The following is a 14,214-nucleotide window of genomic DNA, read 5'->3' as shown; positions in this document are numbered from 1 at the left end:
GAGCGCCCTACCTCAGCGATGTGGGAGGTAGGAACCGCTCACCGTACTTGGCAGCCAACTCCTCTGCGCGGGCCACGAAACCGCCCTTGCCGCCCTCGTAGCCGGTAACGAACTGGCGGACACCACCGGTCCACGCCGGGTAGCCGATGCCCATGATCGAACCGATGTTGGCGTCGGCCGTGGAGGTGATTACGCCCTCGTCGAAGCACGTGACCGCCTCGATGGCCACGATGAACAGCACCCGGTCGATCAGGTCCCGAAGGGGCGGGGTCGCCGATCCGGAGTCGAAACGCTCACGCAGCCCCGGCCACAGGCCGACACGCTTGCCGTCAGCGTAGTCGTAGAAGCCCGCCCCACCCAGACGGCCGGTACGGCCGCCGTCGACGAGACATTCGACGACCGGGCCGACCGTTGGTTCCCCGACTAACGCCTCGGTGTCCTCGCGGATCCCCTGAATCAGGGCGAGGCCGACTTCATCCGCCAGCTGCAGCGGTGCAGCGGAGTACCCGGCCTGCAAACCGGCCTGCTCGACACTCGCCGGCTCGACCCCCTCGGCGAGCATGGTGATGGCCTCGTTGACGTACGTACCGAGGAGACGCGAGACGAAGAAGCCAGGCGTGTCGTTGACCACGATCGGTGTCCGGCGAATGGACTGGACGTAGTCGAATGCCCGAGCCAATGCCTCGTCGGACGTCTTCTCTCCACGGATGATCTCCACGAGCGGCACCTCGTCGACCGGTGAGAGGAAGTGGAAGCCGACGAAGTCTTCTTGACGCTTCACCCCGGCCGCGCGACCCGAAACGGGAAGCGTCGCGGTGCTCGAGCACAACAGTGCGTTGGGTTCGACGATGTCCTCGATCTCCTGGAATGCCCTGTGCGTGCTTTCAACCGATTCGAACGCGGTCTCGACGACGAGGTCGACACCCGCAAAGTCGGCGGCATCAGCTGTCGGGGTGATCCTGGCAAGGAGTGCCTCAGATCTGCCCTGTGCGCTCCGACCGTCCGAAAGCGCCTTGTTCTCAAAGTCTTCGGCGTGAGACTTGCCCTTCATCGCAGTCTCGATGGCGACGTCCCCGAGGACGACCTCGAAACCCGCCTTTGCGGAGAGGTAGGCGATGCCCGCGCCGACGGGGCCTGCGCCGAGAACGCCGACCTTGGTGATCGGGGTCTTGGCGATACCGGTGGGACGTGAGGCGCCCGCCCTGATCGCCTGCTGATCGAAAAAGAACGCCTGCATCATGTTCTTCGCGACTTGACCGGTGACCAGCGACGTGAAATAGCGAGCCTCGATGATCATCGCGGTGTCGAAGTCGACCTGCGAGCCCTCGACCGCAGCTGCCATGATCGCGCGAGGAGCCGGCATGGGAGCGCCCCTGAACTGCTTGCGCAGGTTCGCCGGTAGCGCCGGAAGGATTGCGGCGAGTGCAGGAGTTGCGGGGGCTCCGCCGGGGATCCGATAACCCGCCCTGTCCCAAGGCTGTACACCACCTTCGGGATTGGCCTTGATCCAGTCCTTCGCGGCAGGCACCAGTTCGTCGATGGAAGATACGACCTGGTCGACTAGTCCCATGTCCTTCGCCTCCGCCGGTCCGCGCGTCCCTCCTGGGACGAGGACGCGGAGGACCGCATCCTGCAGACCGAGCATCCGAACGGTGCGGACGACGCCGCCACCACCGGGCAACATGCCGAGAGTCGACTCGGGGAAGCCGATCTTGACGCCCTCGACGTCCGCCGCGATGCGGTGGTGGGTGGCAAGCGCGATCTCGAGACCGCCACCGAGCGCGGCGCCGTTGATGGCGGCAACCACCGGCCTGCCGAGAGTCTCGAGGCGACGCAGCATCGCCCGGAACATCTCGACGTTCGCGAGGACCTCGTGAGCCTGATCTGGGCCAATCGTGATCGTGCGCCTGAGGTCACCGCCCGCGAAGAAGGTCTTCTTGGCGGAGGTGAGCACAACGCCGGTGACGGACTCCCTCTCCCCGTACAGGCGGTCGACTGTGGCCACGAACGACTGCTTGCACAGGTCGTTCATCGTGTTGGTGCTCTGGTTCGGGTCGTCCATGGTGAGCACGACGATGCCGTCGGCGTCCTGCTCCCAGTCGATCATGTTCTTCTCGGTCACGTAGATCGGTCTCCAGGTAATCCGAGCGCAGGAAAGGCCGGTCGCCTAGACGCGCTCGATGATGGTGGCCACGCCCATACTGCCGCCGGTGCACAGCGTGACCAGAGCCCGCTTCGCACCGCGACGCTCGAGCTCGTCGACCATGGTTCCGGTGATCATCGCTCCGGTCGCGCCGAGCGGGTGCCCCATCGCGATCGCGCCGCCATTGACGTTGAGCTTCTCGTCCGGGATGTTCAGATCCTTCGCGAACTTGAGCGCCACGGACGCGAACGCCTCGTTGATCTCGAACAGGTCGATGTCGTCGACGGTGAGGCCGGCCTGCGCGAGAACCTTGTGCGCCGCCGGGGTGGGGCCGGTGAGCATGATCGTCGAGTCGGCACCGCTGGTGGCGGTCGCGACGACGCGGGCGCGCGCGGTCAGACCCATCTCCTTGCCGGCCCGATCCGAGCCGACGAGGACCAGCGCGGCGCCGTCGACGATGCCGGAGCTGTTGCCGCGGTGGTGGACATGGTCGATCTTCTCGACCCAGTGGTACTTCTGCAGCGCGACGGCGTCGAAGCCGCCCATCTCACCGATGCCCGCGAACGACGGCGCCAGCTTGCCCAGCGCCTCGACCGTGGTGCCCGGACGCATGCGCTCGTCGTTGTCGAGCACCACGACACCGTTGATGTCCTTGACCGGGACGACGGACTTGACGAAGTATCCGCCCGCCCACGCCTTCGCCGCGAGGTCCTGCGAGCGGGCCGCGTATCCGTCGACCTCCTCGCGGGAGAAGCCCTCCATCGTGGCGATCAGGTCGGCGCCCACACCCTGGGGAACGAAGTAGGTATCGTAGTTGGTCGCCGGATCCAGCATCCAGGCGCCGCCATCGGAGCCCACCTTCACCCGGGACATCGACTCGACACCACCGGCGATGACCAGCTCGTCCCAGCCGGAGCGGACCTTCTGCGCGGCCATGTTCACGGCCTCCAGACCGGACGCGCAGAACCGGTTGATCTGCACGCCGCCGACCGTTTCGGGCAGGCCCGCGACCGTCACCGCGGTCCGGGCGATGTCGGCACCCTGATCGCCGAGCGGCGAGACGACACCCAGGATCACGTCGGAGATGCGGTCCTCGTCAAGATCCGGGAACCGGACCCTCAGTTCGTCGATCAGGCCGGTGACCAGGTCGATCGGCTTCACTGAATGCAGTGAGCCGGACGCCTTGCCGCAGCCGCGTGGGGTCCGGATGGCTTCATAGATGAATGCCTCCGTGGTCACCGTTTCGGCGCCTTCCGGAAGTCCCAACTCACGATCTTGCTCGGCATCACCCGCAACCATCCGTGGCGACCGTCGGCCTTGAACATGTCGCTACCCATGTACTTTCGCGCGAAGCGAAGTTCCACCTCCGTCAATCGACTGTCGACGGTCGAACCCCGGGGTACGTCTCCGACACTCTCCGCCTGCCCGCTGATCTCCACTCCGCGCAATTCTTCGAATCCGTGTCCGGCATCGATGACGATCGACACCCGGGGATCACGCGTGATGTCCTTCCAGCGTTGGCTTCGCACAATCGAATTGAGCCACAAGCAGGTTCCGTCCCAGACGAACCACAACGGCACGACGTGCGGGGTGCCGTTGCCGTCCACCGTTGCGACACGGCAAGTCCGCTCCTCGGCGAGGAAGCTGTCGATCTCGTCCTGTGTCATTGCGATCGATCGGCCTCGACGCTGCTGCCTTACTTCTGCCATTCAGACCCTCGATTCTGTCAGCGCCCACGCCATTGCGGGGTCCTGCGTTCGAAGAAGGCGTTGATGCCTTCTCCCATGTCTTCCGAGGCCTTGACTGCCTCGATCGCTCGCGCTGTTGCTTCCCACCCTCGGTCATCGGCCTCGGAGAACTGGGATGCGATAGCGGCAAGCGTCTGCCGGACTGAGATCGGGGCTGATTGACAGATCTCGTCAGCGAGATCGCGTGCTTGGCGAAGGGCGTCACCCGGCTCGGTGACGATGTTGACCATTCCGAGCTGGAAGGCGCGATCGGCGGTGAGTCCCGCGTTGGTGATGAGGAGTTGTTTCGCGACATGTATCGGCAGCGCGCGAATCGCCCGAAACAGCGCTCCGGACGTGGCAACGACTCCTCGTTGCGTCTCGGGTAGCGCGAATCGCGCAGTGGTGGACGCCACGATGAGGTCACAAGCCAGTGCAACCTCGAATCCGCCACCCAGAGCAGGCCCTTCGACGGCCGCAATCAACGGCTTGATTCGGCGCCGCCGGATGAGCCCGTACTCACCGCCGCGATCGGTGCGTGCCTGTGCACCCTCTTTGAGGTCCGACCCCGCGGAGAAGACCGAGTCACTTCCGGTGATCACCCCAACCCAGATGTCGTCGTCATCGTCGAGTCGGTCCAGCGCAGTGCTGATCCCCGTCGCCATCTCTGGATCTATCGCATTGCGCTTGTGTTCACGGTCCAAGGTTACGACGAGAACTTTGCCGTGAAGCGTCTGGCGGATGGGCATTCCTACTCCGTGGTGAAAGCTGCGTGCGCTCGGGGGTCAGCCTTCTGCACCTGTGCGTGTGTGCTCATCGGCCGGCCGCCTACTTGAGCACGATCGGGGTGACGGGGGATCCGGCGGAGTTGGTGACCTTCAGCCCCGGAGCACAGAACAGGAACTCCCACACCCCATCCGCCTCACAGTCCACCGCCAACTCCTCGAGATTGAACATCTCACCGAGCGTCAGACCCATGTCACGGATGACGACCTGATGGAACGGAATCGTGGCACCAGGAACCGGACTGGGCCACACCTCACCCGAATGATTGTCGATCGCCAACGCCGCCACCTCCCGGTCGTAGAGCCACTGACAGGTATCCAGACACGGACCCGGAGCGTTACCCAGGAAATGCTCACGGTCACCCTCGAGGAACCACCGGTAGGATCCGGTCCGCAACAACACCACATCACCGGACTCCACCCGCACCCCCTGACGCTGCTCCGCCGCCAACAGATCCGCCTCGGTGATCTCATACGAGTCCGCGAGCCGATCCACACCCTTGAGCCCGGCAATGTCGAGCAGAACCCCCCGCGAGATCAACCGATCGACCGCCCTGTGGAACGAATTACGAGACGCACCCACAAAGTTGTTGACCGCCCCCGCAGGCACATCGTTGTAGAACTTCCCGCCATACCCCACATGAGCGAGCCCATCCCACTGCGTCGCCGACTGCAGCCCGGTGATGATCATGTCGTCCGCCGAGATCAACCCATCCGCGGTCTTCGCCGTATCCGACGGCAGCAACGTCATGACGTGAATCGGATTGGTCCGCAACCCCCCACCCTTGAACGGGCCGTCCTTGTCGAACGGCATCCCCAGATCGAACGCCTTCCCGGTCCGCACCAACTGCGCCGCGGAAACCCGTTTCTCGGGGGTGACGAAGTTCAGCGTGCCGATCTCGTCGTCGTCGCCCCACCGCCCCCAGTTGTTCAGCTTCCGACCGAGTTCATGATGCGGCCAAACCTTGTCACCGCTGCCATCGCTCATGGTGTCGTCCTCCTCATCGGTGTGCCATGTAGTGCGTCACGCAATCCATCAGACTGCCGGGAATGTAGAAATCGGACCGATCCGTCATCCGCGCCATACCGTCGACGATTCACGACAGGAACCGCGCGTACGTCGAATCCAGGACCTCGCTCATCGCCTCACGCAGCATCGGCCGGCCACCCGGGTCGAGCAGAAAGCTGCACGGCGAGTTCCTCGAACATCTGGTTCCACTTCTGCACATCAACGGAGGTGACAGCATCCAACGCACTCATCAACATTGCCCTCTCGTCGCTACTCGCAGTCATCCCACATCCCGCGGATCACCCGGCGTCAGGGCAGTGGCAAAATTCACGGAATCCCCAAGCTCGACACCAGATCCGTGACGATGACCTCACCGGTACGCACCCGCAGCGGCGAAATGTCTTTCGACAACTACCAGGCCACCGGAAGCTCGTAGATCCCGTAGGCCTGCGAGTCCTCCTTGAACTTCAGCTCGGAGAAGTCGCAGGCAAGCTGCAGTGTCGGAATGCGACGGAAGAGCGTGCTGAAGACGACGTGCAGCTCGATGCGTGCCAGCTGCTGTCCGATGCACTGGTGCGGGCCCCACCCAAAGGTGATGTGGTGCGCCGCCGGACGGGCCAGATCCACCTTCTCGGGGTGGGGGAACGCCTCTGGATCCCAGTTCCCTGCGGGAAGGGAGACGATCAGCCCCTCGCCCGCCCGGATGGTCTCGCCTTCGAACTCGATGTCGTCGATCACCGCTCGCTTCGCCATCAGGTGCGGAATGGTCAAGTATCGCAACAGTTCCTCGACAGCATTTGCCACGAATTTCGAATCATCGGACCGCTCACGAAGCAACGCGAGCTGCTCATCGTTCTGCAACAGCAAACCCGTGCCCAGGGTGATCATGTTGGCGCTGGTGTCATGGCCGGCGACGAGCAGAATGTGTCCGAGGCGAGAGGCCTCGTCGAGCGTCAGCTCGCCGTCCTTCACGCGAGTCCCCAGGTCGGACAGGACGTCCTCGACCGGATTCGCCATCTTCGCATCGATGAGACCCGCGATGTATCGACGAAGTGTTGCGGAAGTCTCGGCGGATTGTTCCGGTGTCTTGTTCAGTGCGTTGGTGACACCGGCGTGCTCCTGGAAGAAGTCGTGGTCCGCGTACGGTACCCCGAGGAGTTCGCAGATCATCAGTGACGGCAGCGGCAGCGACAGTGCCTCGTTCAGTTCGGTCGGGTTGGGGCCGGCCAGCATCTGGTCGATGAGGTCGTCGGTGATCTGCTGAATCGCAGGCCTGAGCTTCTCCATCCGGCGACGGGTGAACGAACTCGTCAGCATCCGCCGCCAGTGGGCGTGGTCGGGGCCGTCGGTGTTGTTGATCGACGGAAGCGACTGGCCGGCATGTGCCTGCATGGCCACCGTCGTGTGCGGGTATCCCGGGCGCCATACGTTCGAGCTCACCCGGGGGTCGGTCAAGATCTCGCGCGCCGCTGCATGACCGGTCACGAGCCAGGGAGTATTGCCGTCCCAGGTCCTGACCCGACGAATCGGCTTGTCTTCCTTGTGCAGCTCGAGCATCCCCGGAGGCGGCGCAAACGGGCACTCCCCCGACCTGGCCATCGGAAATTCGACAATCTCCGCAGCCTTGGCGGTCTCATTCATGTGCGTCCTCTATCTGTCGTCTTCTACGCATGGCGATCGCGGAGTCGCGGGCTATTCCTCGATGACAATGGCGAGAGCCGGACACACCGCCGCTGCCCGGCGGACGTCATCCATTAACTCTGCCGGCGGAGACGGGTTCAGCAGCACGACGATTCCGTCCTCGTCACGCTGGTCGAACACCTCCCCCGCTGCACTGACACACTGTCCGGCAGCGACGCACTTCTCCTCGTCAATGACAATCTTCATGTCTCTCCTCGTGATCTTTCGGCCAATCGAGAGTTGCGAGCGCGGCGATCTCCGCTATCCCATACGCAACTGTTTCCACAGGCGTGGCCTTGCCTGTGGAAGTGGACTTCCGGCAGTCGAGAGCGACTCAACTCCGACATCCTTGCCGTACGGAATGTGACTGCAAACATATCTCGACCGGTCATTCAAATCAACAGCCCGTTGCCCGAGCTTTTGGTTCGATCAGGACCTGTAACCGAAGGTTGATCTCAGACGAGGTAGCGACCGCCGCTGACGCCGCGACGTTGTTCACCGTGATCCCCTCGCCGCGAACTCGACGGCAAGCGCCTTGGTCCAGCCGATGACACCGCCCTTCGACGCCGCAGAACGGCCGAGCGCCGGCGCGCCGATCTGCGCGGACGGAAAGTTTCACACGCCGGACCGAATCCGACTAGTCAAGTGCAGTAATAGATTCCAGCGAATCATGCCATCTCGTCATGACTGAACAAGACCAAGGAGCCACATGCTCCTCTCCACTGCCCACGGACCCACGGTCCCACGGACGAGACCGTCAGTCTGACCGGTACGAGGATTCTCGACCGCACCGATGGTCTGCAGTGGCGCTTCGAACAGCGCTCACTGTCCGTCATTGCACTCGGAATGCCCGAAGCCGACGGTCCGGGCGAGTGGCCCGGACCGTCGGTCGCGAAGATGGCGATCCGTCATACGTCTTGCGAGGATTCAGGACCGGTGCGCGATTTGCCTCTTCCTACTTCTGAATCCAGAGCGCCTCGGGGAGCACCGACCCCATCCCGTACTGCCGAATTCCACCGACGTTGCCGTTGGCGATGACACCAGGGGCCGCGCGGGTGTAGAAGATGACGGGGTTGAGTTCGACGAGGCGCTTCTGAACAGTCTCGTACGCCGCTGTACGTTCCGCCGGATCGGTGGCCATGCGACCCGCCTCCAACGCTGCGTCCATCTCGGGATCCTTGATGCCACTGGTGTTGCCGGCGGAGTCGCTGTGGAGCGAGGACCACAGGCGCGGTTCGGGATCAGAGAAGGCTACTGTGCTCACCAAAGTGTCGTAGTCCTTCTTGGCCATGATTTGCCCCACCTGGGCGAGATCGATCGTCCGAACATCAACCTTGACGTTGTTCAACGTACTGAGCTGCGTCTGTATCGCCTCGCCCAAAGCCTTGCCCGACGGGTACAGCGACATCGTGAAATTCAGCGGCTTGCCCTCTGCTGCCAGCTCGTCGAGGAGGCGCTGCGCCTCGGCCCGATCCTCGTCGGCGAGCGGGATGTCCTGGTAGAACGGCGAGGACTCGTCGAACAGGGTGTGCGGCAACTTGGCGGTGCCGTCGTAGACCGCGTTGTTGATGCCGTCGAGATCGAGTGCGAGCGCGAACGCCTTTCGGGCCCGCGCGTCGTCGAACGGTGCCTTCGTGCTGTTCAGCACCAAGGTGGTGCCGCCGCCGAGCGGAACGACCGCATTCTGCAACCCGGCGTTCTTCGCCTTGTCGATGTTCGACCACACGCCCTCGAGGGCGAGGTCGGCGCCGCCGCTGACGAGGGTGTTGTATCGCTGATCGGCATCACCGATCGCACGGATCTCGAGCTTGTCCAGATACGGGCGCGGCGCATCGTAGTACTTGTCGTTGCGGGTGAGCTTGATGACGTCCTGACGTGACCACTGCTCGAGCGTGAACGGTCCGGCACCGATCGGATTGGAGTCGATGGCCTGCTGGCCGGCCTGCAACGACGCCGGGGAGGCAATCCAGTTCATCCCCGTCTGAAGGATGGCGTTGGCGAAGTTCGGGACGGGTTCGACCAGGGTTACCTCGAGGGTGCGGTCGTCGAGGACGCGGCTGCTGTCGATCAACGATGCCTGCGTGATGTCCGGTGAGGCGGTTGCGCGGTCCTTGATGCGGTCCCAGCCGAACTTCACAGCTGCTGCGTTGAACGGGCTGCCGTCGGAGAACTGGACACCGTCACGGAGGGTGAGCGTGAAGGTCTTGCCGGCATCGGTGGACGAGAAATCCTCCGCCAGCTTGAAGTCGATGTCACCGGTTTCCGGATTGTCGATCATCAAGGTGCCGTACAGCGCGTTGCCCAACACCGGGGAGTTGGCCCAGGAGTTGGAGATGAGCGCCGGATCGAGGCTGCGGGGTTCGGCCTGTTCGATGATCAGGCCGGTTCCGCCGCTGACCGGGTCCCCGGAGGGGCCGCCGGCGCTTGCCGAGTCGGTTGAGTTTCCGCTGCTACACGCGCTCAGCATGAGCATGGCGGCGGCAGCGCCGGCCACGAGCGCACGTCTTTTCGAGATCACGGGGGACCTTTCGTCGTTCGAGGGTGAAAGAATCTGACACAGAGGAGGTTTCGGTCAGATCAGACCTGCATACTGCGGTCGAACCGCAGGCAGGTGATCGCCGACCTGGTTGAGGGCGAAGACGGCGAGGAATCGGCCGGCGAGTCGCACGCGGCCCCGGGGCATCACGCCGGCTCGCACGACGGGGAACTCGACGCCGACTGCTGCAGTGAACCGCGCCTTCAGCATGAACACTCCTCGCGACCGAGGTATCCCGGCACACGCTCGTAACGAGACGACGGCTTGAGTACCTTCATTCTGTTACCTAGATAACATAGTTTGCTAGGTCAGCGTTGGCAAGACTAACCTTTTCGCAGTTCACCGTAGAGACTGTGACGCGAGGCCGCGTCGGGCGATTCCGGTGTATGGAATGGCAGCTCGATCGACGCCTCGAGTCCTGTCGACCCCGCGACGGCCGGCGATCATCGCTAACCTTCCGAGACAGTCCGCCATGCGCACGTCGACGCCACGCAGTGCCGAAATCGGGCAGCCGCGCCGCGAGGCCACCCACCCCCTCCTCTTGATTTCAAGGATGAGCTGACACGTTCCGAATAGGTAAGCGCCACCCGAGATATTGACTGCCTTCACTGCCGCTTTCCTGATCCCGCGTCCCTATGCTCGCTTTGGGCCAGGCCACAGCGGGGCCATTGGTGGATGTCATGCATCACCCAACTCGCAGGATTCACCTTCACCGCGGATGGCCCAATTCACCTCGAGAAGGGATCGCGTGTGTCCAAAACTGTCAGGAAACGCCTGGAACCGTCACGGGCACGTCGAGAACACTCGGGGGCGCCGGATCGGCGTCACGCTTGCGGCCACGGTCGCCCTTGCCGTCCCGGCCGCTGCCGATGCCGCGTGGCCCGTGGACTTCGGCAGCTCCAGAGGTTCCGCCTCCTCGGCTGCCCGGGCACCGACGATCTGTCCGGTGCCTGCCCCGCGGGAGCGGGTCGTATCGGGGTCGCGCGGTCGAATGACGGCGGAAAGACTCTTCGCGACAGCCTTCCCCGACAGCGTCGGGCGGACCGCGATGCAATACCCAGCCTGACGCGATCAGTCAGCCGCGGCCCAGGCTAGTCAGCCTTCCGGAACCCGGCGGCGACCTGTTCGTGGCCGGCGTCCGGAGCACCGCCGGGCACCAAGCGCACCTCGCCTCCGTCGACGGACAGGTGACCGTCGTGCGGCGCGGGAAAATGGGCAGGGAACAGGAAAGCGCCCTCGTCCAGCGCCCGCCTCACAAGATCCTGCCGGGTGACGATCGTGGTTGCCAAGTCACCGCATCCGGGCAGATGGAGTTCCGGTCGAGCCAGCTGGACCGGACGATGAAATGCATCTCCGCTGAAGTAGGCGAACATTCCTTCCGACTCGAGATGCATCAACGCGTGACCCATCGTGTGACCCGGCGCAGGTTCGATGGTCAGACTCGACGAGATTGCATACGGTGCAGATACCACCGTGGCCAGAACCGCGTCGACGGTCGGGTGCACGCACTCGTCAAAGGTGTTGGACTTGACCTCGTTGTCGGCACCCACGCACCATCGATCTGCACCGTGTTCCAGCCACAATGATCGTGATGAAGGTGGGTGCAGAACACGACGTCAACGGCATCGACCGACACCCCGGACTGGGCAAGTCGCTCCAGAAACGGCCCGTCCAGGCTATCGAAATAGGGCCCCGCCCCTCGCGGCTGTTGCCGGTACCGGGATCGACGAGCACGGTGAGACCGTCAACTCTCACCACCCAACTGTGGCTCGGGCACTGGAAGGTCATCGACTCCTCGCCCAGGAAGCCGTGCGGCAATTGAGCGATCATCAGTGAGCAGGCAGGGTGAAACCGGTAGCGACTGCTCCGCCACACGGTCAATCAGAGCATTGCCCACCCTGATCGTCGACATAGTTTCCACCTGTCAGCAGGGTGAGGGCCCAGGAGCTTCTCAGGCCGCAGCATTCGATGCGAGCCAGTTGGACACTACCGCGCCAATGTTGTTGCAGCCAAGGATCGATCAACTACAAGCCCTGTCGAAAGACAACCCGAAACACCGGATTCCGACACCATGCAACAGCCGGGCTCCGCGGACCGAGGCAACGCCTCACCCACACCGGGCGCCGGCCTGCCGATCACGATCGGCACCCGGGCTCGCCCGCATCGAAAAATTGATGGTTGCAAGTTGTCTTCTAAGACTTAGTATACTTAGTGAACGGAGATCCTCAGGAAGGACCTGGCGCAACGACAGACCAGCGCACGCACATGCGCGTGCGCTGCACCTCGATCGCACGCGCATCGGCAAGCGGAACACCTGACGGTCTGCAGTCATCCATCCGGAGCGACTCGGAGAGGCCACACGCACCCACAACACGCGTACCGCAGCCGAAACCTACGGTCAGTGCGCGCATCTGCACATCACACGACATTCCATGCACCACTATGGAAAGGGCCTAAGGCGAACGCTATGGTGCTCACACTTTCGAAACGAGCCGGACGAAGTCTGCTCGTCCTCTTACTGGTGACGGTAGCCGCCGTCTCATTGCTCAGTTTGGCTCCCGGATCCGCTGCACAAGTGATCCTAGGCGAAAACTCCACTCCGCAGGCAGTCGCCGAACTGAACGCAAAGCTCGGCCTCGATCAGCCACTGTGGCGGCAATACATCGACTGGCTCGGTTCGGCGCTGCAAGGCAATCTCGGCACGTCGCCGTTGACGGGCCAGGACGTCACTCAGGCGATTCTGGATCGCCTTCCCGTCACCCTCGAGCTTGCGATCCTGGGGTTGCTCATTGCCCTGGCGGTCGCAATCGTTCTGGCGGTGGTCGCCGCTGCTACTGCGGGAAGTTCGACCGACCGAGGCATCAGCGCCGTCACGTCTGTGTTCCTCGCGATCCCCGCTTTCATCGCAGGCCCTGTGCTGATCTACTTCCTCGCATTGAAGCTGGGGTGGTTCCCCGTATCCGGCTGGTCTCGCATCGAAGACGGACTCGGCGACAACCTCCGAAGCGCGTTCCTCCCCGCACTCGCAATTGCCTTCGTCGAGATCGCCACCTTTCAACGCCTTCTGCGCACCGACCTCGTCAGCACACTGAGAGAGGACTACGTGTCCGCTGCCCGTGCGAAGGGAATGTCGCGGACGTACGTCATGTTCCGGCACGCGCTTCGCCCCTCCTCGTTCTCGTTGATAACACTTGCAGGCATCAGTCTCGGCCGCCTCATCGGCGGAACGGTGGTGGTCGAGATCCTCTTCGGGCTTCCTGGTCTCGGGCAGTTGGTTTCGTCGTCCATCACGCTTCGTGACGTGATCACCGTCCAAGGCATTGTGGTCTTCGTTGCCCTCGTCTATGTCGTCGTCAACATGATCGTCGATTTCAGCTACGGATTCCTTGATCCACGAGTTCGCAAGGCGGTTCGCGCATGACCATCAGCCCGTCCCTGGACCACATCCCCGACATCGAAGCACAAGTCCACAAACCGGTCGTTCGTGTCAAGAAGAAGAAACGTTCGGTCATTGTCTGGTCAGCCTACTTCTGGTTGGCCATGGTCCTCGTCCTCGCCCTCACTGCGAACTTCCTACCCATAGCCGATTACGCTGCCCCCGTTGGTGAATCGCGACTCTCTCCCAGCTTCGGCTCGATCGACCTGTTGCTCGGCACCGACAGTTTCGGCCGGTCCATTCTCTCGCGCTGCATCTACGGAGCACGGGTGTCACTCGTGGTCGGTACGGTGGCCGGCATTACGGGGCTGGCGATCGGCACGACTCTCGGCATGATCGCCGGCTTCTTCGGCCGGAAGGTGGATTCCGGTATCTCACTTCTCGCAGACGCGATGCTGGCCTTCCCTCCCCTGATCCTGTTGCTCGCCCTGTCCTCGATCCTCACCCCGAGCGTCAAGACGATTCTCGTGGGTCTGACGCTCGTCACCGTTCCGTCCTTCATCCGTCTGGCACGCGCCACGACGATCTCCTGGTCGTCACGCGAATTTGTACGTGCAGCAAAGAATCTCGGTGCAAGTAACTCCAGGATTCTGCTCAAGGAAATTCTGCCGAACGTGCTTCCCGCTCTGGGCGCATTCTTCCCCATCGTGATTGCAGCGCTGATCGTGGCCGAAGGATCACTGAGTTTCCTCGGTCTGGGTCTTCCGCCGCCGCAGCCCAGTTGGGGCGGAATGATCAGCGATGGCAAGTCCTCCATTGCAACGTCACCGCACATTGTGTTCGTCCCTTCGATGGTCATCTTCCTCACCGTCTTCGCCCTCAACCAGGTCGGCGATCACCTGCGCCTGCGGTTCGACCGCACTATGCAGGACTGATCTGACCGATATCCCTCTTGTCA

13 protein-coding genes are annotated in these 14,214 nt (G+C 63.1%); 2 read left to right on the top strand and 11 right to left on the bottom strand.

What is annotated here, in order from left to right:
- Positions 1 to 7: 7 nt before the first annotated feature.
- The 11 genes from CJ177_RS12265 to CJ177_RS49380 form a co-directional block, all read right to left on the bottom strand.
- Positions 8 to 2,107, bottom strand: a complete 2,100-nt coding sequence (locus CJ177_RS12265) for a 3-hydroxyacyl-CoA dehydrogenase NAD-binding domain-containing protein (RefSeq protein WP_179443241.1) — start codon at positions 2,105 to 2,107, stop codon at positions 8 to 10.
- A 60-nt stretch (positions 2,108 to 2,167) separates the two neighbouring features.
- Positions 2,168 to 3,382: an acetyl-CoA C-acetyltransferase gene (locus tag CJ177_RS12260; protein WP_095867841.1), complete on the bottom strand. Its 1,215-nt coding sequence runs from the start codon at positions 3,380 to 3,382 to the stop codon at positions 2,168 to 2,170.
- The gene (locus CJ177_RS12255) at positions 3,379 to 3,810 is read right to left on the bottom strand and encodes a pyridoxamine 5'-phosphate oxidase family protein (protein ID WP_082764339.1); all 432 of its coding nucleotides are present in this window, start codon (positions 3,808 to 3,810) and stop codon (positions 3,379 to 3,381) included. The genes CJ177_RS12260 and CJ177_RS12255 overlap by 4 nt, the downstream gene beginning before the upstream one ends.
- A gap of 59 nt (positions 3,811 to 3,869) precedes the next feature.
- Positions 3,870 to 4,619, bottom strand: a complete 750-nt coding sequence (locus CJ177_RS12250; RefSeq protein ID WP_061040553.1) for an enoyl-CoA hydratase-related protein — start codon at positions 4,617 to 4,619, stop codon at positions 3,870 to 3,872.
- A gap of 79 nt (positions 4,620 to 4,698) precedes the next feature.
- Complete coding sequence (locus CJ177_RS12245; RefSeq protein WP_061040522.1) at positions 4,699 to 5,643, bottom strand: cyclase family protein; 945 nt, start codon at positions 5,641 to 5,643, stop codon at positions 4,699 to 4,701.
- A 432-nt stretch (positions 5,644 to 6,075) separates the two neighbouring features.
- A complete protein-coding gene (locus CJ177_RS12240; protein WP_061699478.1) occupies positions 6,076 to 7,305 on the bottom strand; it encodes a cytochrome P450 in 1,230 nt (409 codons plus the stop codon).
- A 51-nt stretch (positions 7,306 to 7,356) separates the two neighbouring features.
- Complete coding sequence (locus CJ177_RS12235; protein WP_061041861.1) at positions 7,357 to 7,551, bottom strand: ferredoxin; 195 nt, start codon at positions 7,549 to 7,551, stop codon at positions 7,357 to 7,359.
- A 748-nt stretch (positions 7,552 to 8,299) separates the two neighbouring features.
- Entirely contained in the window at positions 8,300 to 9,862 is a 1,563-nt protein-coding gene (locus tag CJ177_RS12230; RefSeq protein ID WP_257014497.1) for an ABC transporter substrate-binding protein, read from the bottom strand.
- Positions 9,863 to 9,916: 54 nt separating this feature from the next.
- Entirely contained in the window at positions 9,917 to 10,090 is a 174-nt protein-coding gene (locus tag CJ177_RS47385; RefSeq protein ID WP_179443214.1) for a hypothetical protein, read from the bottom strand.
- Between the two features lie 881 nt (positions 10,091 to 10,971).
- On the bottom strand, positions 10,972 to 11,430 hold the full coding sequence (locus CJ177_RS48300; protein ID WP_257014496.1) for a hypothetical protein: 459 nt from the start codon (positions 11,428 to 11,430) through the stop codon (positions 10,972 to 10,974).
- Positions 11,316 to 11,555: an MBL fold metallo-hydrolase gene (locus CJ177_RS49380; RefSeq protein ID WP_373560050.1), complete on the bottom strand. Its 240-nt coding sequence runs from the start codon at positions 11,553 to 11,555 to the stop codon at positions 11,316 to 11,318. The genes CJ177_RS48300 and CJ177_RS49380 overlap by 115 nt, the downstream gene beginning before the upstream one ends.
- A gap of 726 nt (positions 11,556 to 12,281) precedes the next feature.
- Here CJ177_RS49380 and CJ177_RS12215 point away from each other — a divergent pair.
- Both CJ177_RS12215 and CJ177_RS12210 read left to right on the top strand, forming a co-directional pair.
- Positions 12,282 to 13,301 carry an ABC transporter permease gene (locus tag CJ177_RS12215; protein WP_257014495.1) on the top strand — a complete coding sequence of 340 codons (1,020 nt, stop codon included), beginning with the start codon at positions 12,282 to 12,284 and terminating at the stop codon, positions 13,299 to 13,301.
- The gene (locus tag CJ177_RS12210; protein WP_061041217.1) at positions 13,298 to 14,191 is read left to right on the top strand and encodes an ABC transporter permease; all 894 of its coding nucleotides are present in this window, start codon (positions 13,298 to 13,300) and stop codon (positions 14,189 to 14,191) included. The genes CJ177_RS12215 and CJ177_RS12210 overlap by 4 nt, the downstream gene beginning before the upstream one ends.
- The last annotated feature ends 23 nt before the right edge of the window (positions 14,192 to 14,214 follow it).

This window comes from Rhodococcus sp. ACPA1, from assembly GCF_002300195.1.
Lineage (GTDB): Bacteria > Actinomycetota > Actinomycetes > Mycobacteriales > Mycobacteriaceae > Rhodococcus_F > Rhodococcus_F opacus.
This window is presented reverse-complemented; position numbering and strand designations above follow the sequence as displayed.